This is a genomic window from Brevibacterium sp. CT2-23B (assembly GCF_013168765.1).
In the GTDB taxonomy this organism is placed as follows: domain Bacteria; phylum Actinomycetota; class Actinomycetes; order Actinomycetales; family Brevibacteriaceae; genus Brevibacterium; species Brevibacterium sediminis.
Window position 1 is genome coordinate 411,265 of sequence record NZ_JABBYK010000003.1, and the last position, 25,360, is coordinate 436,624.

Sequence of the window (25,360 nt, forward strand, 5' to 3'; positions counted from 1 at the left end):
AAGGACAACAATGGATCTTGAACTCAACGACATTCAGCAAGAACTCGCCAGCACACTGAACAAGTACCTGCGCAGCGAGTACGACATCGCCAAGCGCGAAGAGATCCTTCGCAGCGACGAGGGCATCTCCCGCGAGAAGTGGCAGGCCTTCGCCGAGATGGGTCTGCTCGGACTTGCGATTCCCGAGTCCTACGGCGGCGCGGACATGACCTTCAACGAGGTGGCCGTGGTCGCCGAGGCGTTCGGTCGCTCACTCGTCCTCGAACCGTTTCTGGCTACCGCAGTCCTCGGTGCCAATGCCGTTCTACTCGGCGGCAGCGAGGAGCAGAAACAGGCCATCCTGCCCGGTGTGGCAGAGGGCCAGACCTTCCTCGCTCTCGCAGCACTCGAGCCCGGACTGCGCTACGCGATCGACGCTCCGCAGACTCAGGTCTCCGGTGCAGACGGCAGCTTCACCCTCACCGGTGAGAAGAACAACGTGCTCGGCGGGGACGTGGCCGACCACTTCGTCGTCACCGCCACGCAGAACGGCGAACTGGGTCTCTACCTCGTCGCCGCCGATGCCGAGGGTCTGAGCCGTGCGGCTCAGCGCCAGGCCGATGGTCTGGGCAGCGCGAACCTCAAGCTCGAGGGTGTCGCCGCCCAGCGCCTCGACGCCGCCGATGCCAACGCCGTGCTGTCCGAAGTCCTCGACCTGGGCAACGCCGCAATCATGGCTGAGGCCGTCGGTGCGCTCGAAGCCTCGCTGACGATGACTGCCGAGTACCTGAAGACCCGCGAGCAGTTCGGTGCACCGATCGGTGCGAACCAGGCTCTGCAGCACCGCGCCGCCGACCTCTACGCCGAACTCGAGTACGCGCGCAGCATGGCTCTGTACTCTCGCTTGGCCGTGACCTCCGAGGTCCCCGGGGCTGAGAAGGACCGTCACCGCGACGTCATCGCCGCGAAGATCATCGTCGACCGGGCTGCTCGCAACATCAGCCAGGAGTCGATCCAGATGCACGGCGGCATCGGCATGACCATGGAGTACCCTATCGGTCACTACGCCAAGCGCCTGACGGTCATGACCCGCACGTTCGACGACTCGGATTCGCTGACCGCAGAGCTCGCCGAACTCGGCGGACTCATCGAACCCCACGCCGCCGACCTCAGCTGAGGCACCGGCACTTCAGCGCCGCACGTTCGACTCCGAGCGTGCGGCGCTGCGTCGTCGGGGCCTATCAACGCCCACCGAGGCGGCCGGATCCCGGCAGCACGGAAGCGCCGAGGCGGCCGGATCCCGGCAGCACGGAAGCGCCGAGGCGGCCGGATCCCGGCAGCACGGAAGCGCCGAGGCGACACGACGTTGGTCGTGCCGCCTCGGCGCTTCTTCGTCTCTGTATGCCGGTCGGCAACCTCCGTGGCGGCGACTCGGTCCACCGCACTCCAACAGAGTTGGATTGTTGGGGCGATCCACGGTGATCTGAGCGCGAATAACCCCGTGGATCGACCAAACAATGCCGTCAACCGCACCTGCGCAAGGAGGACAGGGCCTCCTCGGCGAGACCACGGCCTTGTGGACGAGGAGGACGGGATTTCCTCAGGGAGACCAAGTCCTCCGCTGCGAGGCCTGCGCTGCCGGCAGCGAACTCAGCTCACGGGCTGGTCGTACACGTGCCGGCGGATCCACGAATGCATGGTGATCGCGGCGGCTGCTGCGGCGTTCATCGACCGTGTCGAACCGTACTGCGCGATCGAGAGCACGTCGCGGCTCGCCTGGTGCGCTTCCTCGCTCAGTCCCGGTCCTTCCTGACCGAACAGCAGCAGGCAGCGCTTGGGCAGGTCGTAGGTCTCCAGCGGCACGGAATCCGGGAAGTTGTCGATGCCCAGCAGGGGCACGTCATTCTCGGCGCACCAGCTGAGCAGGTCGTCCACGCTCGGATGGTGGATAACGTGCTGGTACTTGTCGGTGACCATCGCTCCACGCCGGTTCCAGCGGCGTTTGCCGACGATGTGCACGGCTGCGGCGTTGAAGGCGTTGGCGGTGCGCACGACCGAACCGATGTTGAGGTCGTGCTGCCAGTTCTCGACTCCGACGTGGAAATCGTGCCGCGAGGCATCGAGGTCGGCCACGATCGCATCGTGCTTCCAGTACCGATACTGATCGACCACATTGCGCCGATCACCCTCAGCCAGCAGCTCCGGATCGAAGTGCTCACCCACAGGCCAGGGGCCGATCCACGGACCGACCCCCACCTGCGGTTCAGCGCTTTCGGTCACTTGTCGTCGCGGGAATCATCCGCCGACTTCGCGTCCTCTTCGTCTTCTCCGCCGGACTTCACGTCCGACTTCTTCGTGCCGGATTCCTTCGCCGAGGCGGCCGCCGCCTTCGCGTCGTCCGCCGACTCAGCGTCCTTGCCCGCGTCCACGTCGTCCGCGTCGTCCGAATCGGCATCATCCGCGTCGTCAGCGCTCGAGTCCGACTTCGCGGCGCCCTTCGCCGAGGTGGCGGCACCGACCTTCTGCGCGCGCTTGCTCATCTTCACGGTCCTGCCGCCGCGACCGCCACCGGACAGCACCGAGCGCACGTACGCGCCCGAGGCCAGAGCATGGAGGATGACGGCGAGGACCAGGGCGATGCCGGCGGCGACGAGACCTTCCCACCACTCGGCCTGACCGGCGAAGGAACGACCGGCGATGCCCAGCGGCGATGTGAACGGCGTCCACGACAGCACCTTCGCGACGGTGCCCGAGGGTCCGATGATGACCGGAGCGAAGAAGCCCGCCACGGTGATGACGCCGATGATCGTGAGGAAGGTGGCGCGCGCCTTGGAGCCGACGACGGTCGACGCCCAGACGAGCAGCGCGAACACCGACCAGGCGGTGAGCAGCAGGGCCAGCGCGAACCAGCCCAGGCCCGGCAGCATGGCGAATGCCAGGGACGTCTTGCCCGACAGCGAGAGTCCGAGCTCGGTGATGACGGCGGCCGCAACGAGGTGGACGACGACGAGGGTCAGCATGCCCGTCACTCGCCCCGAGGCCGAGGCGCGCGGCGGAATCGTGGCTGCGATGATCTCGGTGATCCGGTTTCGCTTCTCCAGGCGCAGGTTCTGGTACAGCGCAGTGCCCAGTGTGGCGACGACGAGCAGCGACAGCGCGACCATGCCCCACAGCAGCGGAGTGGCCACGGCACCGTCGACGGCCGGGGTCTCGAGCAGCGTCGCCTCGGTCTTCGGTGCGAGCTTCTCGAGCAGGGCATCGGGCTGCTTGTCGAGGGCGATGATCGTCGGCTGTCCCTGACCGCTCGGGTCCTGGATGAATGCGGCGTCGACCTTGCCCTCACGCACGAGCTTCTCGGCGGCGGGGGCGTCCTTGGCGTCGGTGATCTTCACACCCAGCTGCTGCTCATACATCGCCGCCTGCTCGCCGACTCCGACCATCGCCATGGTCGGGGTGCCCGAGTCCTTCTGCACGTCGGCGACGATTCCGGAGATGATCGCGGCCAGCACGCCGAGGATGATCACGGCGGCCGTGACCAGGAAGTAGGGGCTGCGCATGGCCGTGGTGGACTCACGATTCGACACGAGCCACGCGGCCTGGCGGTTGCCGACATCGACGAACTCCGAGACCAGTCCGGTCTCCGGCAGTTCGTCGGGGTCGGGGGTGTCCTCGGCCAGTTCGAAGGGAACGTCGTCGAGGCCGGCGGTGGCGCCGGACTCGTCCGCTTCCTTCGCGTCGGAGGCCTTCGCGGCTGGATCCTTCGCCTCGGTGCCCTTCTTCGCCGAGGCGGCCGATCCCGTGGTCGCACCGGCGGCGGTCGCCTCGTCGTCCGAGTCGACCTCCTCGGCGGCGGTCTCGTCTTCGATCACATCGTCATCGACGGGCACACCGAGGCCGTCGATGCCTTCGCCGGCCGTGCCCTTGGACACGAGCGGTTCCGGGGACTCGTCATTCGCACCATTGTCTTTGCGCGCCATTACAGAGCCTCCTTGTACTGCTCGGCCAGTGTCGGGCGGACACTTTCGAAGTTCTTCACATTCTTCAGCTCGGCCACGGCAGCGGCGGCTGACTTCGCATCATTCGCGCGGAAGCTCACGCCCTCGCGTCCGACGGTCTTCACATCGCTGATTCCAGTTCGGGATTTCAGCGCCGAGGCGGCCGCCTCGGTGTCCGTCGTCTCGACGCGATAGTGCGGATCACCGAGCAGCTTCTCGACGCTGCCCGAGGCGGTCACCTTGCCCTGGTTCAGAATGATGACATCATCGGCGAACGTCTGTGCGGCCTCCCAGTCGTCGGTGGCCAGGATGACAGGCACTCCCGAGGATGCATGGGCCCGCAGCAGGGACGTGACCAGGCGCAGCGAGGCGGCGTCGAGGCCAGCGAAGGCGTCGTCGATGACGACGACGTCCGGGTCCGCGGCCAGGGTCGCGGCGATGTCGACGCGGGCGATCTCGGCGCCGGAGAGGTTCTTCAGCGGTGCGTAGCCGCGGTCGGCGAGCTCGAGATGGCCGAGCAGGGTCAGCGCATTCCGTTCGGCCGCACCCAGGGTGATCCCGTGCAGGCGGGCGAGGTAGACGATCTGGTCGAGCACGCGCATGTTCGGGTATCCGCCGCGCTCGGCGGGCAGATAGCCGAAGTTCTGCCGGTCGCCGAAGTCGAGTTCGAAGTCCTCGAGTTCGATGGTGCCCTCATCAGCGGCGATGAGGCCCATGATGATGCGCACCAATTCGGTGCGGCCCGCCGAGCGGGTTCCCACGATTGCGGTGATCCGGCCCGCCTCGGCGGTGAAACTCACCTCGTCCAGATATGTCCGCTTCCCTTTGCGCAGGGAAACCTCTTTCAGTGTGAGCACGCGTCATCCTTTACATCAAACAGTTCTTGGGGAGTGTCTCATCTATCGTGTTGAAATAAGAGACTTGTTTCAAACCACGTCCTCGATTTCGACAGAATTGCCAGTCGAGTCCCAGGTCGTGATCGGTGAGCCGAATTCGCCGAGGGGTCACCGTTTCGCCCCACCTCGCCGAGGCGGGTCTCAGTCGAGGCCGAGATCCGCGGTCGTCAGCGCGGTCAGGTACGGAATTCCCGTGGCTTCGACCCGTTCCTTGGCGCCGGTGTCGCGGTCCATGACCACGGCCACGGCGACCACCTCGGCGCCGGCTTCCTTGAGCGCTTCGACAGCGGTGAGCACGGAACCGCCCGTGGTCGACGTGTCCTCGACGGCGACGACGCGCTTGCCGGCGACGTCGGGGCCTTCGACACGACGGGACATTCCGTGCTTCTTCGCCTCTTTGCGCACGACGAAGGAGTCGAGCGGGGTGCCGCGCACCACCGACCGGTGCATGACGGCGGTGCCGACCGGGTCGGCGCCCATCGTCAGTCCGCCGACGGCATCGACCTTGTCGAGCAGATCATGAGCCTCGAGGAGATCGAGGACGACATCGCCGACGAGCGGTGCCGAGCGGTGATCGAGGGTGACCCGACGCAGATCGAGGTAGTAGTCGGCCTCCTTGCCGGAGGAGAGGGTCACCCTGCCGCGCACCACGGCGAGTTCGTCGATGAGGTCGAGCAGTTGTCGGCGAGTGTCAGCGCTGTCGGTCATGAACTCCAGTCTACTGGGCGGTCGGACCACGCCCGTTCAGCCCCGTCTCAGTGACCAGGCGCCCTCCCTTTCAGCGTCCAGAAGGCCTCCCGCAGGCCTCCCGCCTCAGAGCCCAGCTGCCCTTTTGCCGCGGCCCGCTGACATCGGATGTGAGTATCCTCGTGAGGATCCGGCTGGTCGTGCTGACACCGGGCGTGAGGATCCGGCTGGCTCTGCGTCTGTATAGATGTCATAAAGGATCAACAAGACTTGGCACTTACCCTGCGTTTCGGTTGTACAGTGGCAACAGCACCGTGCAACCCGGCCGGTCAACTGTCTCAGAAGGGACGTGAGCAACATGGGTTTCATCGCATACCTCATCCTCGGACTCATCGCCGGAGCCATCGCTAAAGCGATCCTGCCCGGCAAACAGGGCGGCGGCTTCTTCGCCACGCTCATCCTCGGCGTCATCGGAGCCATGCTGGGCGGCTGGCTCGGCGGCATGATCTTCGGCGCCCAGATGGATAAGTTCTTCTCACTGTCGTCCTGGCTGTGCGCGATCGGCGGCTCGCTGATCGTGCTCATCATCTGGGGCCTCATCACCGGACGCTCGAAGAGCAAGGCCGACTGAGGGACTGCAGCCATCTAGAGAGCCACTGCCCGGCGGCACCCCGTTGCGGCCAAACACAGCCGCAGACGGCAGCGTCGGCAACAGCCCAGAAAAAGGTGGACAGCCCAAGTTTGAAACTGGGCTATCCACCTTTTTCTGTGCCGTTCGCGTCTTGAGTGCCGCCCGCCGCACGACCTCAGCGGCTGCGGCTGACGATGTGCACGTCGATGTCGATCTCCCCGATGGGCCCGTCGACCGCCGCCTGCAGGTCGACGGCGATGACGGCGAAGAGCTCGTCGACGATCTCGGTCACGGGCCGACTGTCATCGAGATGCGCATCGATCCGGACGCCGAGATCCTCGCCTGTGCGCCAGACCTCGACGCGCAGCGGTTCGGATCCGGTTCGGCGCATCACTCGAGCGGCCGCGTTGGCGATCATGTCGCGCAACCCCGGTGCCAGGCCGGTGACGCCGTCGACTCCGGTGACGGATTCGGTCAGGCGGGCCGAGACCGCCGCCTCGTCGAATCCGCGTGAGGTCCCGCTTTCAAACCTCGGCTTTTCAACTCTCGCCTTCTCAACCCTCGGCTTCTCAGTCATCGGCGGCCTCCTCATCCACGAAGACGTCCTCGACGGTGACGTCGACTCGCATTGCGGGGATCCCCACCTGCGCGATCAGGGCACCGGCGACGCTGCGGCGGACATCCTCGGCGGCGGAGACGAAGGCCGTCCCCGCGCTCATCGTCACGGTCAGCGAAACTTCGACGGCGCTGCCCTCCGGCTCGCCCGCGGGGGTCAGATTCACGCTGCGGGCGCGGATCCCGGGCACGGAGTCGACGGCCTCGCGGATGATTCCGCGCACTTCTGCCGTCGCCATCCGGAAAGGGTTGCCGCGCTCGGTCGTCAGCTTCGTGGCCGGCGCCAGGGCCGCGTCCTCGCGCACGATCTGGAGGATGCGTTCGCGCAGGCCGACGGATTCGGCGGGGTCCGGTTCGAAGGCCCCCATGTATTCGTCGATGATGCCGCGCAGGTGAGCGTCCGTGGCGTCGACGGACTCGTCGCTCATACCCATCCCTCCATGCCCTCGGCGATGGCGGTTCGGGCGCGGTGGATGCGTCCGCGCACACTGCCTTCGCTGATTCCCAAGGTCTCGGCGACCTCGGCGTAGCTGAGACCTTCCATCTGGTGGAGCACCCACGTTACACGCTGCTCGGAGGACAGAGTCTGCAGAATCTCGGAGAAATGCTCAAGCGCCGTGCGTGCCTCGACGGACCGTTCGACCGAGGCGGCACCGTCGACGTGATGGCCAAGGTCCTCCGGATCCGATGCTTCGGAGGGCCGGGATGTGCGTCGGCGCAACACATCGGTGCAGCGGTTCGAGGCCATCCGGTAGATCCACGTGCCGAAGGCCGCGGGTTCGGCCAGGGCGTCGAGCGACCTCCAGGCCTTGACGAGCGTATCCTGAACGACGTCCTCGGCATCCTGTCGATCCCCGAGCGCACGCCAGGCGAAACGCAGCAGCTTCCGCTCGTATTCGTCGACGAGGGCCTCGAACGAGGCGATGTCGCCCTCGCGAGCGCGCACAACCAGGGTGACGATGTCGAAACGATCATCTCCCCTTGTCATATTCCCATCGTAGGCCACGCGGCCGCGGAACCGGCTTGCCGCCTCGGCGAAAAATTCGCTCCGGCGAAAAATTTCTGCGAACACCGCGTGAGGATTCTCATCAGGCTGCGTCTGTACCTGTGTAAGCATCCTTCAGACGAAGGACTTGCGAACCGCATGCACCTCCAACGAAAAGGAAGAACGATGCCGGAACCCAAGCAGTCCGATTCGAACCAGAAGGCCCAGACCACCCAGAACGATGACGTGCGCAGCCCGCTCGTCACCGAGATGGGCACCACCACCATCGCCGAGAACGTCGTCGCCAAGCTCACCGGAATCGCCGCCCGCGAGGTCCCCGGCGTCTACGGAATGGGCAATGCCGCACGCCGCGCCTTCGACACCCTCACCGACCGCATCCCCGGCTCGCAGACCAACGTCTCGGGCGGAGTGTCCGTGGAGAAGGGTGAGAAGCAGACCGCCATCGACCTCACCATCGTCGTCGAATACGGCACCTCCATCGTCGACGTCGCCGAGGCGATCCGCCGCAACGTCGTGCGCGCCGTCGAACAGGGCACCGGACTCCAGGTCGTCGAGGTCAACATCGACGTCACCGACGTCCACCTGCCCGAGGACGACGAAGAGGCTCCGGCCAAGGATTCGCCGGAACTCAACTGACCCTCATCCGCTGCACCACCTCGGCAGAAGGAATGCCATGTCGAAAACTCTCATCGGACTCCTCGTCGGCCTGACGCTGGGAATCGTCGCCTACTTCGGCGGTTTCCTCGCGTTCCTCGTCGTCGCCATCTGCGGCGGGCTCGGCCTGGTCGTCGGCCTCGTCCTCGACGGACGCCTCGACCTGTCCGCGCTGAGCTCACGCTCGACCACGCGGAGGTAGCGCCGTGGCCCCGATACTCGACGACGCTCCAGCTCGCCGAGGCGGCCTGACCATCGCGGACAAGGTCGTGGAGCGCACCGCCGGGCAGGTGCTGAAAGACCTGCCCGGCGTCGGCGGCACGAGCTCGGGTCTCTTCGGAATCGGAGCGAGTTCCAGCCTGGACACGCGCCCGTCCGTGGATGTCACCCTGTCCGGGCGCAGCTGCACGCTCGCCGTCCAGCTGGGCCTGGCCTACCCCACCCCCATCGTCGAGGCGACCGAACACGTCCGCTCCACCCTGAGTCACGAAGTCGAACGCCTCACCGGTGTCACCGTCCGTCAGGTCGACATCAGCGTGCGGTGGCTCGCCCCGGAGTCCTCCGGTGCGAATCGAGGAAGGAATCGCCTGCAATGAGCACACGCCTGCTGCGCAAGTGGCCCTCCCGCATCGGTCCGGCCGTGGTCGTCGCCCTCATCCTGCTGCTCCTCGCCGTGGGACTCGGCTGGGCCGGCATCGCCGCATTCGTGAGCTTCGGATCCGTCGCAGCCGCACTGATCGAGGCGCCGGATTCCGCCATCGCCGAGGCGGCCGGGAACCTGCATTGGAATTCCGCGGTCGTCATCGCGGTCGGCATCGTCCTGGCTCTGCTCGGACTCATCGCCTTCATCCTCGGCATCTCTCCCGGAGCGCGCCGGATCCTCGGCGTGAGCGCCGCTGGGTCAGAACACATCGGTGATTTCGAGGTCGCCCTGCCCACCTCGGCGCTGTCGCAGATCGCGGCCGCGGCCGCCGATGGGGTCGACGGCGTCAGCGGGGTCAAGGCCTCGTCGAACGCGAGGTCGACGATCGTGACGTTCTCGACGCCGATCCGCGACGTTGAGCCGATCCGCGCCGAAGTCGAAGCCGCCGTCAGGGAACGCTTCGCCTCGATCTCATTCGACCGCACCCCCACGGTGAAGGTCCAGGCCAGAAGGAGTCAGTCATGAGACGCACGGCCGCCGCCGCCAACCGCACGGGACTGATCATCCTCGGCCTCATCGCGCTGATCATCGGATTGGCAGTGCTCGCCATCGGGTTCGGTCTCACCGCCCCGGTCGACCCTGCCCTGGAGGCGGGAGCGGATCTCGGTCCGGTCGCCTCGGTGCTGGCGCTGCCCTATTCGGCGCTCATCGCCGTGGTCGTGGCCCTCATCCTGGCGATCATCGGGCTCCGCTGGCTGAGCGTGCAGGTCCCGCGCAAGGACTTCGCAAAGCCCTTCCGGATGCAGGCCGATGCCCGCACGGGTCTGACCACGGTGAATGCGGAGGTCATCGCCGAGGCGGTCGCCGCCGACCTCGAATCCACCGACGGAGTCTCCGACGCCACGGTGATTCTGCGCGGCACCGCGCGGAGTCCGGAGCTGCTCATCCACGTCGACGCCGATGAACGCGCCGACATCGATGCGATCATCGCCGAAGTCGCCGAGCGCGCCGCCGGCAATGCGGCAATGGCACTCGGTGCTCCGCTGAGCGCGGTGGCCCTGGAGATCGGCATCGCCCGCACTCGCTCGCGCCGCCAGCGCAGCGTCAGCGTCCAGTAGCGCCGACATCCAAGAGCGCCGCAGTCGGCAGAAGCCGGCAGCTGCAGTTTCTGCTTCAGCAACAGGCAGCGGCGAGGTCACCATCGGATGCGGCCACCGAATCCAGGTCACTATCGGATACTTTTCGCACGCAGAAGTATCCGATAGTGACCTGGATTCGAGTTCGGATGTCCGATAGTGACCTGAAGACAGGCAGGCGGTCGCGAAACACTGCTGTGAATGACAAGAACCCCGGGGCGCGTAATCGCGACATCCCGGGGTCCTCGCAGCACTCCCCTCGAGTACCCGGACGCATCCCCATACGTCCGTTATGTCCACCCGATCCCCACCGGGCGAACACATTAATTTGACCACACTTTCGTGTCGCTTGTAAAGAATCTCACGCTCCGTCTTGAATCCTGTCGGGCCCTGTAGCACAGAAGCGATCAGAATAAAACCCCTGGTCACAGGCTCAGCCCCCGGTAGTTCAATCCTCAACTCAGTTGTGCCGCCCCTGCCGAAAATTGCATATAGGTCACATCCCGCGGTGAGCACACGACCACAGTTCGATGACCGCCGGCGCATCTCGCGAATCCCGACTCAGTGATCGCGGGTGCGGGCGAAGGAGAATCCGGCCGACCCCCATCGCATGAGCGGACGCGGCACCACAGGGGCAACGAGCGCGGCAATGCGATATCCCCACCCCGGCACAGAGACGACCTTCCCCGCCCGCGCATCACGCAGCGACTCCCGCACCACCTGATCGACGCTGAGCCAGATCAGGCCGGGTCCCGGACGCTCCACGCCGAGGCGGCTGTGGAATTCCGTCCGGATGAAGCCAGGCAGAACGGCGGTGACCGTCACCGGGCCGCCCCTGAGTTCCCCGGCGAGCGCCTCGGTGAAGACCAGAGTCGAAGCTTTCGACGCGGCATACTGTCCCATCGTCGTCACCGCCGCCAGCGAGGAGACGTTGATGATTCCTCCGCGACCGCGGGACTGCATGCGCCGAGCCGCTGCCAGCGACAGCTCTCTCACCGCCCCGGCGAGCACCCGATCGAGCGCATCGAGCTCAGCAGCATCGGTATCCAGCAGTGTCCCGCGCAGCCCGAAGCCGGCATTGTTGATGAGCACATCGATCGGCTGCGTCGCGATGATCTCGTTGACCGCGTCGATACCGTCACGGGTCGACAGATCGGCCACGGCCGCCTCGGCGTGGGTACTCTGCGTGGTTCGCACCTGCTCGGCCAGCTGATTCAGCCGGTCCGCGTCCCTGGCGACCAGGACGAGGTCGTAGCCCTCGGCGGCCAGGGTGCGGGCATAGCCGCGCCCCAGCCCGGAGCTCGCCCCGGTGATGAGGGCACGCGGCCGCGGATTCATACCGCGCCTTGACCTCGACGAACGGTCAGGGACTGAACTGCTGTGCCGATGGGTCCGTCGACGTCGCTGAGCACGCTCGTCGTCTGCCCCAGTCCGGTCGGCCCGAAGGCCACCTTGGTGTCGAAGCCGACCCAGCCGGCTTCGGGCACGCGAGTGAGGTGGATGGAGAGGTCGACGTTCGGGAAGAACGTCGTCTTCGGATCCTCACGGACGGCCAGACCGTTAGCGGTGTCGACGAACTTCACGAAGGCCGCGGTCGGCGGGTCGATCTCACCGTCGACGAGAGGATAGGGACTGCGCACCCAGGACCGTGCGCAGCCGGGGTGGGCGTCCGCTCCCTGGCGCCCCTCGAGGGACGCGATGTAACCGCCGCCCCAACGGTTGGTGAAAGGAATCTCGGGCACTTCGGACACGGGCGGCATCGCGGACCATTCGTCGCCTGCGACCGCCTCGGTGTCGGAGGCCTGCAGTCTCCACACCCGAGCGGTCACGCTGGTGCGCTCACCGTGGCGCATATGCGCTTCGACGAGTTCGATGGTGCGGCCGGGGCGGACGACGTCGACATCGATGGTGAACTCGCCGGAGTGGATGACGCCGAGGACGTCGAAGGTCACCCGGGAGATGAGCTTGTCGCTGGGCAGTCGACGTTCGATCTCGGCAAGCACCATCCCCGAGGCAGGCGCGAGGTGCTGCTCGCCGGGCTGCCAAGCGCCCTGGCTGTGCAGAGTCGAGACGAGGCGGTCCTCGGACAGCCGCACATAGTAGGAGTCCGGGTAGGCGGCACCGTCATGGCCGAGGTGTTCATTGGGAGCTTCAGGCATGGTCCCAATCCTATCGACCCGTCGAGACCCCGCTTTCTCCTCCGGCGCGGACGGCTTAGGGTGGGAGGGTGAGAATCGCTACGTGGAATGTGAACTCGATCCGTGCCCGCCATGACCGCATCGGGGCCTGGCTGGATCGTTCGGATGTCGATGTCCTGGCCATCCAGGAACTCAAGTGCAAGGACTCGCAGTTCCCCGAGGAGCTGTTCACCGAGCGCGGCTACGAGGTCAGCTATCACGGCCTCAACCAGTGGAACGGTGTCGCCATCGCCTCGCGCGTCGGACTGGCCGACGCCGAGATCGGGTTCAAGGACATCCCTGCCTTCGGTTCGGAAGAACCCGTCGTCGAAGCCCGGTCGCTGTCGGTGACCTGCAACGATGTACGCGTCTACTCGCTCTATGTGCCCAACGGCCGCGAACTCGACCACCCGCACTACGGCTACAAGTTGGAGTGGTACAAGGCGCTGACGGCCGATATCGCCGCCCAGCTGAGCGCCGAACCGGAGAAGAAGCTCGTCCTCTGCGGTGACTTCAACGTCGCTCCGCTCGACGAGGACGTCTGGGACATGGCCGAGTTCGACGGCGCCACCCACGTCTCCGATGCCGAGCGTGCCGCTTTCGATGATCTCCTCGGCGCGGGCCTGAGCGAAGTCACCCGCCAGTTCACGCCCGGACCCGGCGTCTACACCTTCTGGGACTACCAGAAGCTGCGCTTCCCGAAGAAGCAGGGCATGCGCATCGACTTCCAGCTCGCCTCACAGGCGCTGGCGAAGACAGCGACCGCAGGCGAGATCGACCGTGAGGAGCGCAAGGGCAAAGGCGCGTCCGATCACGCTCCCGTCGTCGTCGACTACGACCTCTGAGGCACCTTCGTCTCACCTTTCGGCACCCCGGCGCAACTTCAGCGTCGAAGCCATAGACATCTCCCCTCTCTTCTGGTGAAGTTGAATCAGGAGCTAGGAAGGTGACGAGGATGTCAGCAACTGTCCGCGAATTGGTCGACGAAGCCTACGACCGGCGTGAGTCCACCTGGAGGGCCGCCCTCGAGACGGTCAATGACTGGGTCGAGTCCGTCCGCGCTCCATCCGCACTGCTCTCCGGAGATCGAGTGCGCGTCGTCGACGGTCGGATCAAGGATCGACTGCGCACCGGCGAGAAGCTGCGCCGCAAGCTCGCCGATGCCAACGACGAGATCCACGAATCCGTCGAGGTCGAGAACCAGGTCATCGATGTCGTCGGCGCCCGCGTCATCTGCCGCACCGAACGCGAACAGTCGGCCCTGTGGGACCTGCTCACCGAGGTGAGCGACGATACGAACCTCTCCATCGCCGAGGTGCGCGACTACTCCGCGACCCCGAAGCCCTCTGGATACCGCGGCCGCCACCTCATCGTCGAGGTTCCCTTCGATTCCGAGCCTTCCGTCCTCGTCGAACTCCAGCTGCGCACGATCATGCAGGACGCGTGGTGCGTGCTCGCCGAGGAGCACCTCTTCAAACCCGGGCAGGCCCTGAAATCCGATGCCCAGCAGGAACGGCTGTCGGTGATCCTCGCAGGTCTGATGGCGCAGGCCGACTCCGTGGCCGGCTACATCGCCGATGACGTCGGCGCGTATCTGGGCATGGGCAATTCCGCCCCGCCCCGCGCCTTCGCCGAGGCGGACGAACCGACAGATCCGGCCATCGAGGTCACGGTCCGCGAACTCAACCACTCCTATGTCCTCGCCGCCGACGAGGTGGGCCGCCACGGCATCATCCGCTTGGAGACGCTCGGACTGACCCCCGACAACCCGGAGCGCTCTGCGTTCCCCCATCCGGGCGACAAGTTGCAGGTGCGCATGGACGAGTCGAACAACACGCGCTACTTCATCCCCGTCGGCCACGACCGCTGAGTCGAGCACGACCGCTGAGTCGAGCACGTCAGCTGAGCTGCCTGCGACAGGCAGTGGCGGCTGTTCGGTCAGTCGCGTTTGACGCGCTTGAGCCCGTCAAGGGTCCAGGCGAAGGAATCCGGCCCGTCCCAGATCAACACCAGCCATTCGTCAGCGGTCAGGTCATAGCCGATATCGAGCTGATGCGACTGCGTGTTCTTGCTGAGTTCGGACTTCACTTCATCGTGCAGAGCGGCTACGTCGACAGCTGGGATCTCGGCGGGTCTGAGCCATTTGTCTGACGGACTCTGGCTCGTGTCGGTGTCGACCGTCGGACGAAAGCCCTTCCGGAAGCGGACCGTGATCCACTCGTCGTTCTCGTTCGACCCCTTGACCGTGACGTCGTCTCCTCCGCCCTGAATCCGCCCGACCATGGTCAGCCCGAGTGCCGTCGCATGTTCGATTGCTGAGGGCACAGTGTCCTTGCGCCAGTTCAGCACCTGCACGAGATCAGTGGGAACGGTCTCCTCATAGTCGTCCTCAGACTCGGAAGAATCAGACTCAGAGGACGCCGAGTTCGACCCCACTTCGCCTCCACCGCCTCGGACAGTCGCCTCGGCGCGGTCTCCGCTCTTCACCCACGCTCGGGTGCCGACCCACGATGCGGCAGTGATGCCGACCAATGCCCCGATGCCGAGCACGAATCGCCGGCGGTCGGTCGTCTGCGTCCGTTCGAACTTCTCGTCATGCCATTCGAAGGGCAGATCGGCGACGAGGCCGTCGAGGGTGGTGAAACTGGTGGCCGCCTCGGCGGAAGCGATCCGCTCGTCGTGTTCGTCGACGCTGAGCCGTTCGTCGGCGAGCGCCTCATTGAGCGCGGAGATATAGGGCGCGCGTTCGTCACGGGAGGGGCGCCAATCGTCCTTCTTCTTCTCGGCCATTTCGATCCCCTTCATTCCTCGCCCGTGCGATGGATGGAGATGAGTTCTCTCCCGTCAGCAGTCCAGCGCAGTTCGCCTCCGCCATCGCCGTAGTCGCCGCCCGCCACCACCACAGAGATCACCGGTTCCGCTTTGCTGTTGGACGCGTCGCTCTCGGTCCGCAGCTCCACTCGCAGGCCCTGCCCGCTGCCGAGTTTCTTCGCTGCCGCCTGGGCCATCGCCGGGATGAGGCCGAGAGCGAAGTCGTCGAGTGTGAAGAGCCTGTCGCCTTCGCCCAAGCGACTGCTGGGGGTGATGTCCGGCTCTGCACGCCCGTAGACGATGACGCTGTCGATGCCGCGAGACGATTTCAGACTGCGGGCACCGGCCTGGAACACATCCGGATCGATAGAGATCTCACGGAAATGCGTGTACCCCTTGTCCTTCACCTTTGTCAGCACATCTTCGAGGGCAGCAGGATCAGCGATGAAGTCGACCTCAGGCGAGTCCGAGCCCGAAGTTTCGACTGCCTTTGAGTCCACGCCGAAGAGCCGAGAGGCTCCGCCGGCGACGACGAAGCCCAAGGCAGCGGCACCACCGGCGAGCAGGAGGCGGCGGCTGACCGCCGGGGCGCCGGAAGTCCGCAGCGAACGGCGCCGCTTGAGCGCCTCGGCGCGGGTAAGTGTGGTCGGGAACTCGACCTCGGGTCGGGGCAGATCGGCCAGGGCTCGCTGCAGGTCCGCGGCATGGTTCCCGGTTTCGATGAGAGTGGAGCGGCGCTCGAACTCTTCATCGTCGATGCGCCCGTCGGCATAGGCCGACGACAGAGCGGTGCGAAAGGCGTCGCGTTCGACGAATGAAGGGCGCAATTCTTTCCGGGCGGCTCCGGCTGTATCGGACCGGTCGTCTGGGTTCCCGGTCGACGTCTGCAGAATAGCCACGGATAAATGATGCCACCGTTGCCAAGCGTGGGCCGCTTCAACTCACCGTGCTGCGCGGGCCGTCGCACTGGATGATGCACCGATGACTCCACCGACTAGACTTGCGTCCCATGGGAAAGAAGTCGAAGCGCTCCAAGGAAGAACTCATCGCCAAACGCCTCGCCAGGGCGCAGGCCACGGCATTCGTCGCGCGTCCGTTCGCGGACCTGCCGTTCGAAGCCGACCTCATCTGCCTGCGTGAACTCGTGCCCGCGGCCACCGCGACCGCGAAGCTCACCGAGGAATACGGCGGCCACGAGGTGACCATCACGTCCCTGCTGCCCGCCGCATGGCAGGCCTGGCGCCGCGACGACGGTGAGATCCTGGCCGGAATGCAGGTGCCCGTGTCCTCGACAGACGCCTCCCGCGACGTCGCCCGCGGCCTGCTGGCCGCCGTCGACGCCGAACCCGGCACCTCCATCGAGGCGACCACCGAACCCGGTGAGGGCCCGCGTCTGCAGGACATCCTCGACACCTCTCACCCGTTCGACGTCCGCGTGCTCGAGAACTTCGACTACTGGGCCCTGCCCGAAGCCGAGTCCGATGCCGACGTCGCCGCCGCCCTCCAGCAGGCCAACGACTCCGTGGCCCCGACCGAGAAGCTCGCCTCCGTCGCCTCCGCCTACTGGACCGAGATGTCCGGCCGCACCTACGTCCGGTGGGCCCGCCCCGAAGGTGAGGACCGCGTCGTCGATGCGATGGCCCGCCTGCAGGCCGAGAACGCCAACGACCTCGGCGGAATCGGCACCTTCCTCGGCTACTTCCGCGCCCACGGCATCATCGTCCCCGTCTGGGAACTCGAGTTCGGCACCCAGGTCGACGACGTCGAAGAGCCCATCGCCGCGTTCGGCAAGCGCCTCGACGAAGCGCTGAACACGACCGAGCCGATGAGCACCGAGGCCCGCCGCGTCCGCTCGGGCATCGTGTCCCGCCAGCTGACCATCCACTGATATCCGTCACCACCCCGTCACCGAGGCGGGCCCCGAAAAGGGTGCCCCACCTCGGTGCCGGTGACGGACAGGAGAACCGACATGAGCGTACAGCCGCACCCCGCCCCCGAGGCGGTCGCCGCCATCATCCCCGCGATGAACGAATCCCAGCGGATCGGTGCCACCGTCGCTGCGGCCAAGCAGATCCCCGGGGTCGACATGGTCCTCGTCGTCGACGACGGATCGGCTGACGACACGGGGACTCGGGCCCGCCGGGCCGGCGCCGAGGTCATCACCCACCCGAAGAACAAGGGCAAGGCTGCGGCCATGATGACCGGAGCCTTCGCTCTGCGCAATCGGGAGATCTCCGACGCCGATCCGGGCGTCGACCCGCACCACCGGGCGCTGCTGTTCATCGACGGCGACCTCGAGGACTCAGCGATGAACACCGCTCCCCTGGCCGAGCCTGTACTCGCTGGTCGGGCCGACATGACGATCGCGATCCTGCCCGCGCAGAAGCGCAAGGGCGGGGGCTTCGGCTTCGTCGTCGGTCTGGCGAAGAGAGGCATCGCCGAGCTCTCCGGATTCGAAGCCACCCAGCCCCTGTCGGGCATGCGCTGCCTGTCGAGAGAGGCCTTCGACGCGGCCCTGCCGTTCGCCGCAGGCTGGGGCGTCGAGGCGGCCATGACCATCGACGTCGTCAATGCCGGCCTGCGCGTGGAAGAGGTCGAATGCGACCTCCACCACCGCGTCACCGGTCGTGATCTGAAAGCGCAGCTGCACCGCGCTGCACAGTATCGCGACGTCGCCCGCGCCATCCTCGTCCGCCGCCTCCGCGCGAAGCGGAATGGCGGGACGCCAGGCGGCGGCTTCTCCTCCACCCCCGCCGATTCCGGGTCTTCCGAATCCACGCAGAATTCCTCCGATCCACACAAGGAGACCGGCAAGTGAGCCTCAACCGTTTCGCGTACCTCGGCCCTGAGGCCACTTTCACCGAGGCGGCCCTGCTCAGCTTCCTCGACTCCCGGAACCTGCGCGCCGAGGCCACGACGCACCCGATGCGCAATGCCCCCTCGGCACTCGACGCGGTGCTCGAAGGTGACTGCGATGCCGCGGTCGTGCCGATCGAGAACTCCCTCGAAGGCGGAGTGCCCGCCACGATCGATGCGCTCACCGAGAACGGGCGTCTGCAGATCATCGCCGAGGTGGTCGTGCCCGTCCGCTTCGTCCTCGCCGTCAAGCCCGGCACCACCAGGGAGGAGATCTCCTCCTTCGGTTCGCACCCGCACGGCGAGGCGCAGGTGCGGGCGTTCATGAACGAGAACTTCCCCGAAGCCGTCTACCTGCCGACGTCCTCGACTGCCGCGGCCGCCAGGGACCTGGCCAATGACGCCGGCGACCATATGGCCGCCGTCTGCCCGGCCCTGGCCGCGCAGCGCTATGGACTCGAGATCGTCGCCGAGGACATCGGCGACCGCAAAGACGCCGTCACCCGATTCGTCGTGGTCACCCGCCCGGGCCCTCTGCCCGCCCCGACCGGCGCGGACAAGACGACCGTCGTGGCAGCCCTGCGCTCGGACCGGGCGGGTTCGCTGCTCGAACTGCTCGAACAGTTCTCCAGCCGCGGGATCAATATGTCCCGCATCGAATCCCGGCCGACCGGTGACGGGTTGGGCCTCTACCAGTTCTCCATCGACCTGCTCGGACACATCCACGAGGCCCGCATGGCCGAGGCCCTGCAGGGAGTCCACCGGGCGGCCCTCAAGCTGCACTTCCTCGGCAGCTACCCGAGCTCCGACGGAGCAGTGGTGCCGGTCGACCCGACGACGACGGACGAGTCCTTCGCCGCCGCCGCCGATTGGCTGGAACACACCCTCGAAGGCTGATGGGCACCGACCGAACTTGCGCCTGGCTTCGGACCGCTTGCGCCTCTTCACACCGGGAAAATCTGCAATACTGAAACCTACTGGTAGGTAAGTGTGCGCAGATCGCCAGAAACCCGCCGGTTTTGGGCAATCTGCGCACACTTGACGTCTGTTCACTAGCCGACAGAGACGACAGAGGAGTCGACGATGAGTTCTTTCGACAGCACGGGCTCGTCCCACGCACCTGGTGACGGCGGAGACATCTCCGAACCCGGTGATCGTTCCACCCCGGATCGCCGCTCTCCCGATGCGATCGTCGTCGGGGCCGGGCTCGCCGGTCTCGTCGCCGCCCACGAACTCACCCAGGCCGGCAAACGCGTGCTCATCCTCGACCAGGAGAACCGCGCGAACCTCGGCGGACAGGCGTTCTGGTCCCTCGGCGGACTCTTCCTCATCGACTCCCCCGAACAGCGGCGACTGCGCATCCACGATTCGCTCGAGCTCGCCAAAGACGACTGGGCCACCTCGGCGGGCTTCGACCGAGATGAGGATCATTGGCCGCGGAAGTGGGCGGAGGCGTACCTCGAGTTCGCGGCCGGGGAGAAGCGCCGGTACCTGCGTGACCTCGGCTTACGCCTGACCCCGATCGTCGGTTGGGCCGAACGCGGTGGGGCCGGTGCGGCTGATCACGGCAATTCCGTGCCCCGTTTCCACCTCACCTGGGGCACCGGCCCCGAGGTGGTCCGGATCTTCCGTGAACCCGTCGAGACCGCGGAGGCCGCCGGACTCGTCGAGTTCGCCTTCCGTCACCGCGTCGACGAACTCATCACCGAGGATGGGACCGTCGTCGGCGTCCGCGGGCGGACGCTCGCCCCCAGTCACACGGCCCGCGGAGTCGAATCGAACCGCGACGAACTCGCCGACTTCGAACTCCGGGCACCCGCCGTCATCGTCACCACCGGCGGCATCGGACACAATTTCGAACTGATGAAGAAGTACTGGCCGGTCGACCGCCTCGGCGAGTTCCCGGACACGATGCTCGCCGGAGTGCCCGCTCATGTGGACGGGCGGATGCTGCAGATCGCCGAGGATGCCGGAGCCAGCCTCATCAACCGGGACCGGATCTGGGCGTACACGGAGGGCATCGAGAACTGGAATCCGATCTGGCCGGGGCACGGGATCCGCATCATTCCGGGGCCGTCGTCGATGTGGTTCGATGCCGAGGGCATTCGTTTCCCGGCGCCGAACTATCCCGGCTTCGATACGAATCGGACGATGCGCACGATCCTTGAGACCGGGCACGACTATTCGTGGTTCGTGCTCAACGAGTCGATCATCCGCAAGGAATTCGCGCTCTCCGGTTCGGAGCAGAACCCGGACCTCACGGAGAAGGACATCCGGATCACGCTCGATCGGGTGCGCTCCTCCGATGCTCCGGGACCGATCGAGGCTTTCAAGACGTACGGCTCCGACTTCGTCGTGGCCGAGACCACCGAGGAACTGGTGGCGGGAATGAACGAACGCTCCCGCGGACCGGTCATCGACCACGACCACCTCGTTGAGCAGATCCGGCAGCGGGACCGGCAGACCGAACACGCTTTCTCGAAGGACGCGCAGGTCCAGGCCATCCACAATGCGCGGTCCTACCTCGGTGACAAGATCGTGCGCGCGGTCAAACCGCACAAGATCCTCGACCCGGCACACGGTCCGCTCATCGCGGTGCGTCTGAGCCTGCTGTCACGCAAGACCCTCGGAGGGCTGGAGACGAACCTCGACGGGCAGGTGCTGGCGGGATCCGGCGCTGGTGAGGAGCGAGGTCGCGAGGCTGAGCGCACACCGATCCCGGGCCTCTACGCCGCCGGCGAGGTCACCGGTTTCGGGGGCGGCGGAATGCACGGGTACAACGCGCTCGAGGGAACGTTCCTCGGCGGGTGCATCTTCTCCGGCCTCCGCGCCGGACGCGCTGCCGCCGAGCAGGCCGGCCGTGCGGTGACCTCTCTGCGACCGGAAAGCGGGTCTGCTAGAGGCGAAGCAGCGCACTCGTGACCGGCAGCGCGCGTTCAGCCCTCACAGTCTTGGTCACCGGCGGCACCTCGGGAATCGGTCGAGCCGTCGCCGAGGCGCTGGCGGCGAAAGGCTGCACGGTGCTGGCAACCAGCCGGAACCCGGACCGCATCTCCCCTGCCGACCGGATCCCCGGTGTCAGGTATCTTCCGCTGGACCTCGCCGACCCGGATGGTCCGGACCGACTGGCCACAGAGCTCGAGGAACTCGGCCTGCTCGACGGCATCGACGTGCTCATCAACAATGCCGGTGAGAGCCAGTCGGGTCCGTTCGAAGAGCTGCCGGCCGATGCCGTCGAACGGCTCTTCCGTACGAACGTGTTCGGACCGGTTCGACTGAGCCAACTCGTCCTGCCCGGGATGCGTGCGCGACGGGCGGGGCGCATCATCATGGTCGGGTCGATGCTCGCCAGCTTCCCTTTGGCCCACCGCAGTTCGTACTCTGCGGCGAAGGCGGCTCTGCGCGCTTTCGCCACGGCGGCTCGGCAGGAGCTCTCCCCCTTCGGCGTATGGGTGAGCACCGTCGAACCGGGATCGATCGCCACGGGTATCGGGCTGCGGCGGACGAAGTACCTCGAAGAGGGGTCGCCCTATACGCAGGACGTAACGACGATGCTCGAGCACCTCGACGCCAACGAGCGCGGCGGCATTCCGGCCGCCAAGGTTGCGGCCACGATCGTCGATGCGATCATCGCGCCGAGGCCGCGGGAGTTCTACGCCGTTGGCAGCAGAGCACCGCTGCCGTTCCTGCTGGGGCGTGCGCTTCCCCGCGAACTCGTGTCGAAGATCGTCGCCGCCCAGCACGGGCTCAAGCGGTAAGCGTCTCAGTCGCCGGGTCCGGCGGATTGCTGTACCGCTGATGTCCGGCTGAAGCGCTGAACCTGGTCGCTGGGCCCCAGCGCCCTACTGCAGGCGGGACGGGATGAGATGTTGGGTGGTCGAGATGCCGAGCACCCGCTGCTGCCGGGACAGATTGTACGTCCGATCCGACTGCAGGTATCTGACGAGGAAGAGCTTCGCTCGGTCCCCGCGCTTGAACACGCCCTTGATCTTGAGTCCGAGCTTCGCCGACACCAGCGCCTTGTCCTTCGCGACCCCCTCGATGACGACTTGGTCATAGCCCATCCGAGCGAAGTGAGTGACCACAGCCTCTTTGAGCCGGTACGGAATCGGGTCACCGATATTGAAGGGACCCGCCGCCGAAGGCACGTCGAGGCAGGCGAGCGCGGCCCGCACCACATTGTCGACGTGGGTCAGGGTGATCTTCTGCCTGCCGCCGCCGGGCAGCCGCAGCACACCCTTCTTCGACATCCGCGACAGGAACGGCATGAGCATCGTCTCCCCCGGACCGTAGACAGCCGCGGGACGCAGGATCGCAGCATCGGGACGGAGCCTCACGACGAGCTGCTCGGCGAGAGCATGGGTGCGAGAGTACGCGTCGGCGAAGTCGTTGGGGTCCTTCGGACCGGCTTCCTCCCACAGCTCGGCGTGGGGTTCGGACTCGGAGTACACCGTCGTCGAGGACACGTGCACGATGCGGGACTTCGGAAACGCATCGAGGACATGACGTGTGCCCGTCACCTTCACGTTGTAGAGAGCGTCGTCATCGGCGCTGACGGAGGCGATTCCGGCACAGTGGAAGACCGCGGTCACATTCTTGGCCAGGGAGGTCACCGACGCGGACGCAGGTTCGGTGATGTCCCAGTGTTGGAAGTTCACCCCGGGGATCTCGGGATCTCGCCGGGACAGCGCGTAGACCGTTTCGTCCCTTTCGGCGAGCGCCCGTGCAATGGCACCACCGATGAAGCCGCTGGCTCCGGTCACTATCACCGCCACGACGTTCCCTCTCTCATCTTCACGCCCACCGCCTCAGCGGCGGTGCTGCCACTGCGGCACCCTCTTCGTCAGGAAGGCGTCGATCCCTTCCTGCGCATCGGCCGCGACGGCATTGTCCGCCATCACCTGCGACATCCGCGCATAGGCGTCGGCCACAGGCAGCTCCCGCTGTTCGTAGAACGCGGCCTTTCCTAGGGCAACTGTAGCCGACGAGGCGGACGCGACTTTGAGAGCCAATTCCAAGGTGGCGGACTCGAGGTCGGCGTCGGCGACGATATCGGAGACGAGACCGAACTTCAGCGCATCCTCGGCGGTCACGAAATCACCGGTCAGCAGCATCCGCATCGCCTGTTTCGCCGGCACCGCACGGGAGAGAGCCACCATCGGAGTCGAACAGAACAGACCGATCTTCACTCCCGGAGTTGCGAATCTGGCGGACTCGGCGGCCACGGCCAGATCGCAGGTCGCCACCAGCTGGCAGCCGGCCGCCGTGGCCACGCCCTGCACCTGCGCGATGACCGGCTGTGGGATGGATCGGATGAGCTGCATCAGTCGGGCACAGGCGTCGAACGTGGTCTGCTGCGTCTCCAGATCCGCCCCGCGGATCTCGGTGAGATCATGACCGGAGCTGAACACATGACCGGCGGTGATGAGGATGACCGCGCGCACATCGGTGCGGTCGGCCACCTCGGCGAGGGTGTCGATGAGGTCTTCCATGACCTCACGCGACAGTGCGTTGCGCGTGGACGGCCGGTTGATCGTCACGGACGCGACTCCGTCGTCGAGCTGCGCGAATACAATTGATTCCGACATAGCCTCATTCTGCCAAAGGTCGCCGGGCCCGGCGCGGAATCTGCGCAGACGATTTCCGCCCGCCTCCGGACACATCTGCCCCGGTGGGAGCGATTCGGAGGGACTGGCATGACCACACTGCTGATGATCATCGGATTCGGTGCCGCCACCTCGGTGGTGGTCGGATTGGGGCAGAAGCTCAAGCTCCCGTGGCCGGCGCTCATGGTCCTCATCGGCATCGCCGGTGCGTTCATCCCCACCTTCGCCGAGGTGGCCATCGATCCGGAGCTCGTCCTCCCCCTCTTCCTGCCGCCCCTGCTCTTCGCCGCCGCACAGAAGACATCGTGGGCGCTGTTCGCGATCCGGTGGCGCACGATCCTCGGCATGTCCGTGGCTCTCGTCGGTGTGACCGTGGCCGCCGTCGCCGGGTCCGCGGTCTTCCTCGTCCCCGGAATCACCATCGCCGCGGCCATCGCGCTCGGCGCCATGCTCGCCCCACCCGACCCGGTCGCTGTCGAAGCCGTGGCCAGCACCGTGTCGATCCCCCGCCGCATCATGTCGACCCTGCAGAGCGAAGGCCTGTTCAACGATGCCGCCTCCCTGGTCATCTTCCAGACCGCGATGGCCGCGGTATTGGCCGGCACCGAGGTGGACTACGCAGATCTGGCCGTGTCGTTCGTCGTCTCCGCCGTCGTGGCGATCATCGTCGGCCTGGTGCTGTCCTTCGCCGCCTGGTGGGTGATGGAGAAGATCGATCACACGATCGCTCGGTCCTCCCTCATGCTCGTCCTGCCCTTCGGCGTCTACCTCGTGGCCGAGCACTTCCACGCCAGCGGGGTCATCGCCGTCGTCGTGGCCGCCCTCGAAGTGCGGCGCCGCGATGTCGAGGGGAACTCGGCGGAGCGGGTGACGCAGAATTCGACATGGCAGGTCCTCGAGATGCTCATCACCGGAATCGCCTTCGGACTCATCGGCCTCGATCTGCGTCTCATCGTCGAATCCGAACACGCCGACCTCGGGCGAGCGCTGCTCGTCGGCGGGCTCATCGCTCTCATCGTCGTCGCCGTCCGCTTCGTCTGGCTGCTGCTCGGCACTGTCATCGAACGCAAGAGACGCGAGGAGGATCCGGATGCGGCACCTTTGAGCGTCCGCGATGCCACGCTGATGACCTGGGGCGGGATGCGCGGCCTCGCCACGGTCGCCTTGGCCTTGTCGATCCCGGCCACGACGAGTTCCGGTGCCCCGTTCCCCGGTCGGTCCTATGTCGTCGTCGCGGCCGCGGTGGTCCTGCTGGTCACTCTGGTGCTGGCGGGCTTGAGCTTTCCGACCGTCGTCGCTCTCCTCGGCATCGACGACGAGGCGGAGAAGGAACATCAGGCGACCAGGGACATCGCTCTGCGTGCCTACAAGGCTGCGATGCGCGAGATCAAGAACGATGACAGTCTGCCCGACGACGTCATCGAACCCCTGCGGGCGAGGTTCAAAGTCCTGCACGATCAGCTCAGCGGAACCACCGATGACCAGGCGAGCTCGGAGCAGGCGATGGCATTCAAGGAACACCGGGAGCAGATGCTGGCCGTGCAGAAGAAGGCCATGCAGTCCGCCCGTGCCGAGGTGCTCAAGGCCCGGCGCGAACGCGGCACCGATCCGGAGATCGCCGACCGCGTGCTCCACCGCTTCGACCTCCAGTCGGTCATCACGAGGTAG

General features: G+C 66.3%; 28 protein-coding genes. 15 read left to right on the forward strand and 13 right to left on the reverse strand.

Translation table 11 applies throughout. The features are described from left to right. Positions 1-10 precede the first annotated feature (10 nt). On the forward strand, positions 11-1,156 hold the full coding sequence (locus tag HIM68_RS10365; protein WP_172171923.1) for an acyl-CoA dehydrogenase family protein: 1,146 nt from the start codon (positions 11-13) through the stop codon (positions 1,154-1,156). Positions 1,157-1,629: 473 nt separating this feature from the next. Here HIM68_RS10365 and HIM68_RS10370 read toward each other — a convergent pair whose 3' ends face one another. The 4 genes from HIM68_RS10370 to pyrE all read right to left on the reverse strand — a co-directional run bounded on the left by HIM68_RS10370 (position 1,630) and on the right by pyrE (position 5,578). After that, positions 1,630-2,259, reverse strand: coding sequence for a TrmH family RNA methyltransferase (locus HIM68_RS10370; RefSeq protein WP_172171925.1), 630 nt, complete (start codon positions 2,257-2,259; stop codon positions 1,630-1,632). Continuing rightward, a complete protein-coding gene (locus tag HIM68_RS10375) occupies positions 2,256-3,956 on the reverse strand; it encodes an ABC transporter permease (RefSeq protein WP_253903884.1) in 1,701 nt (566 codons plus the stop codon). The genes HIM68_RS10370 and HIM68_RS10375 overlap by 4 nt, the downstream gene beginning before the upstream one ends. Continuing rightward, positions 3,956-4,831, reverse strand: a complete 876-nt coding sequence (locus HIM68_RS10380; RefSeq protein WP_172171927.1) for an ATP-binding cassette domain-containing protein — start codon at positions 4,829-4,831, stop codon at positions 3,956-3,958. Before HIM68_RS10380 ends, HIM68_RS10375 begins: the two co-directional genes overlap by 1 nt. Positions 4,832-5,011: 180 nt before the next feature. Beyond that, positions 5,012-5,578, reverse strand: coding sequence for an orotate phosphoribosyltransferase (pyrE, locus tag HIM68_RS10385; protein ID WP_062862586.1), 567 nt, complete (start codon positions 5,576-5,578; stop codon positions 5,012-5,014). Between the two features lie 337 nt (positions 5,579-5,915). Here pyrE and HIM68_RS10390 point away from each other — a divergent pair, with 337 nt between their 5' ends. Beyond that, on the forward strand, positions 5,916-6,188 hold the full coding sequence (locus HIM68_RS10390) for a GlsB/YeaQ/YmgE family stress response membrane protein (RefSeq protein WP_101547170.1): 273 nt from the start codon (positions 5,916-5,918) through the stop codon (positions 6,186-6,188). Between the two features lie 175 nt (positions 6,189-6,363). On the opposite strand, the gene HIM68_RS10395 is transcribed toward HIM68_RS10390, so the two are convergent. From HIM68_RS10395 to HIM68_RS10405, 3 genes are read right to left on the reverse strand one after another with little or no spacing between them, the layout of a single operon-like run. Continuing rightward, a complete protein-coding gene (locus HIM68_RS10395; RefSeq protein ID WP_139909273.1) occupies positions 6,364-6,765 on the reverse strand; it encodes a hypothetical protein in 402 nt (133 codons plus the stop codon). Next, entirely contained in the window at positions 6,758-7,231 is a 474-nt protein-coding gene (locus tag HIM68_RS10400) for a hypothetical protein (protein ID WP_253903885.1), read from the reverse strand. Before HIM68_RS10400 ends, HIM68_RS10395 begins: the two co-directional genes overlap by 8 nt. Further along, positions 7,228-7,791: an RNA polymerase sigma factor gene (locus HIM68_RS10405; RefSeq protein ID WP_139469057.1), complete on the reverse strand. Its 564-nt coding sequence runs from the start codon at positions 7,789-7,791 to the stop codon at positions 7,228-7,230. Before HIM68_RS10405 ends, HIM68_RS10400 begins: the two co-directional genes overlap by 4 nt. 183 nt (positions 7,792-7,974) lie before the next feature. Between HIM68_RS10405 and HIM68_RS10410 the strand changes: the two genes are divergently transcribed. Genes HIM68_RS10410 through HIM68_RS10430 form a run of 5 tightly spaced genes read left to right on the forward strand, consistent with a single transcriptional unit; the run spans position 7,975 to position 10,224 of the window. Next, the gene (locus HIM68_RS10410; RefSeq protein WP_139469056.1) at positions 7,975-8,445 is read left to right on the forward strand and encodes an Asp23/Gls24 family envelope stress response protein; all 471 of its coding nucleotides are present in this window, start codon (positions 7,975-7,977) and stop codon (positions 8,443-8,445) included. Positions 8,446-8,482: 37 nt separating this feature from the next. Further along, a complete protein-coding gene (locus HIM68_RS10415; RefSeq protein WP_062862592.1) occupies positions 8,483-8,665 on the forward strand; it encodes a hypothetical protein in 183 nt (60 codons plus the stop codon). Positions 8,666-8,669: 4 nt separating this feature from the next. Continuing rightward, positions 8,670-9,059, forward strand: a complete 390-nt coding sequence (locus HIM68_RS10420; RefSeq protein ID WP_229664069.1) for an Asp23/Gls24 family envelope stress response protein — start codon at positions 8,670-8,672, stop codon at positions 9,057-9,059. Beyond that, positions 9,056-9,631, forward strand: a complete 576-nt coding sequence (locus tag HIM68_RS10425) for a DUF6286 domain-containing protein (RefSeq protein ID WP_172171931.1) — start codon at positions 9,056-9,058, stop codon at positions 9,629-9,631. Before HIM68_RS10420 ends, HIM68_RS10425 begins: the two co-directional genes overlap by 4 nt. Then, complete coding sequence (locus HIM68_RS10430; protein ID WP_139469054.1) at positions 9,628-10,224, forward strand: alkaline shock response membrane anchor protein AmaP; 597 nt, start codon at positions 9,628-9,630, stop codon at positions 10,222-10,224. Before HIM68_RS10425 ends, HIM68_RS10430 begins: the two co-directional genes overlap by 4 nt. 579 nt (positions 10,225-10,803) lie before the next feature. Here the strand turns inward: HIM68_RS10430 and HIM68_RS10435 are convergent. Further along, positions 10,804-11,580, reverse strand: a complete 777-nt coding sequence (locus tag HIM68_RS10435; RefSeq protein ID WP_139469053.1) for an SDR family oxidoreductase — start codon at positions 11,578-11,580, stop codon at positions 10,804-10,806. Beyond that, the gene (locus HIM68_RS10440; protein ID WP_139469052.1) at positions 11,577-12,401 is read right to left on the reverse strand and encodes a thioesterase family protein; all 825 of its coding nucleotides are present in this window, start codon (positions 12,399-12,401) and stop codon (positions 11,577-11,579) included. The genes HIM68_RS10435 and HIM68_RS10440 overlap by 4 nt, the downstream gene beginning before the upstream one ends. 68 nt (positions 12,402-12,469) lie before the next feature. Here HIM68_RS10440 and HIM68_RS10445 point away from each other — a divergent pair, with 68 nt between their 5' ends. Further along, positions 12,470-13,264, forward strand: coding sequence for an exodeoxyribonuclease III (locus tag HIM68_RS10445; protein WP_139909275.1), 795 nt, complete (start codon positions 12,470-12,472; stop codon positions 13,262-13,264). Between the two features lie 110 nt (positions 13,265-13,374). Continuing rightward, positions 13,375-14,289 carry a GTP pyrophosphokinase family protein gene (locus tag HIM68_RS10450; RefSeq protein WP_172171933.1) on the forward strand — a complete coding sequence of 305 codons (915 nt, stop codon included), beginning with the start codon at positions 13,375-13,377 and terminating at the stop codon, positions 14,287-14,289. A gap of 68 nt (positions 14,290-14,357) precedes the next feature. On the opposite strand, the gene HIM68_RS10455 is transcribed toward HIM68_RS10450, so the two are convergent. After that, a complete protein-coding gene (locus HIM68_RS10455) occupies positions 14,358-15,209 on the reverse strand; it encodes a DUF1707 domain-containing protein (RefSeq protein ID WP_172171935.1) in 852 nt (283 codons plus the stop codon). Between the two features lie 11 nt (positions 15,210-15,220). Continuing rightward, positions 15,221-16,129 carry a DUF1707 domain-containing protein gene (locus tag HIM68_RS10460; protein ID WP_172171937.1) on the reverse strand — a complete coding sequence of 303 codons (909 nt, stop codon included), beginning with the start codon at positions 16,127-16,129 and terminating at the stop codon, positions 15,221-15,223. Between the two features lie 110 nt (positions 16,130-16,239). On the opposite strand from HIM68_RS10460, the gene HIM68_RS10465 reads away from it, so the two are divergent. From HIM68_RS10465 to HIM68_RS10485, 5 genes are all read left to right on the forward strand, one after another. Continuing rightward, positions 16,240-17,118, forward strand: a complete 879-nt coding sequence (locus HIM68_RS10465) for a DUF5926 family protein (protein WP_139469047.1) — start codon at positions 16,240-16,242, stop codon at positions 17,116-17,118. Between the two features lie 81 nt (positions 17,119-17,199). Next, positions 17,200-18,048, forward strand: coding sequence for a glycosyltransferase family 2 protein (locus HIM68_RS10470; RefSeq protein ID WP_172171939.1), 849 nt, complete (start codon positions 17,200-17,202; stop codon positions 18,046-18,048). Further along, positions 18,045-18,983: a prephenate dehydratase gene (pheA, locus tag HIM68_RS10475; RefSeq protein ID WP_172171941.1), complete on the forward strand. Its 939-nt coding sequence runs from the start codon at positions 18,045-18,047 to the stop codon at positions 18,981-18,983. The genes HIM68_RS10470 and pheA overlap by 4 nt, the downstream gene beginning before the upstream one ends. 186 nt (positions 18,984-19,169) lie before the next feature. Beyond that, on the forward strand, positions 19,170-21,008 hold the full coding sequence (locus HIM68_RS10480) for an FAD-binding dehydrogenase (RefSeq protein WP_172171943.1): 1,839 nt from the start codon (positions 19,170-19,172) through the stop codon (positions 21,006-21,008). Beyond that, a complete protein-coding gene (locus tag HIM68_RS10485; protein WP_219729043.1) occupies positions 21,005-21,844 on the forward strand; it encodes an SDR family NAD(P)-dependent oxidoreductase in 840 nt (279 codons plus the stop codon). Before HIM68_RS10480 ends, HIM68_RS10485 begins: the two co-directional genes overlap by 4 nt. Before the next feature lie 84 nt (positions 21,845-21,928). Here the strand turns inward: HIM68_RS10485 and HIM68_RS10490 are convergent, their stop codons facing one another. Together HIM68_RS10490 and HIM68_RS10495 are read right to left on the reverse strand one after the other, a co-directional pair. Next, positions 21,929-22,861, reverse strand: coding sequence for an NAD(P)-dependent oxidoreductase (locus HIM68_RS10490; protein WP_172171945.1), 933 nt, complete (start codon positions 22,859-22,861; stop codon positions 21,929-21,931). A gap of 33 nt (positions 22,862-22,894) precedes the next feature. Further along, on the reverse strand, positions 22,895-23,674 hold the full coding sequence (locus HIM68_RS10495) for an enoyl-CoA hydratase (RefSeq protein WP_172171947.1): 780 nt from the start codon (positions 23,672-23,674) through the stop codon (positions 22,895-22,897). Positions 23,675-23,782: 108 nt separating this feature from the next. On the opposite strand from HIM68_RS10495, the gene HIM68_RS10500 reads away from it, so the two are divergent. Beyond that, on the forward strand, positions 23,783-25,360 hold the full coding sequence (locus HIM68_RS10500; RefSeq protein WP_172171949.1) for a Na+/H+ antiporter: 1,578 nt from the start codon (positions 23,783-23,785) through the stop codon (positions 25,358-25,360).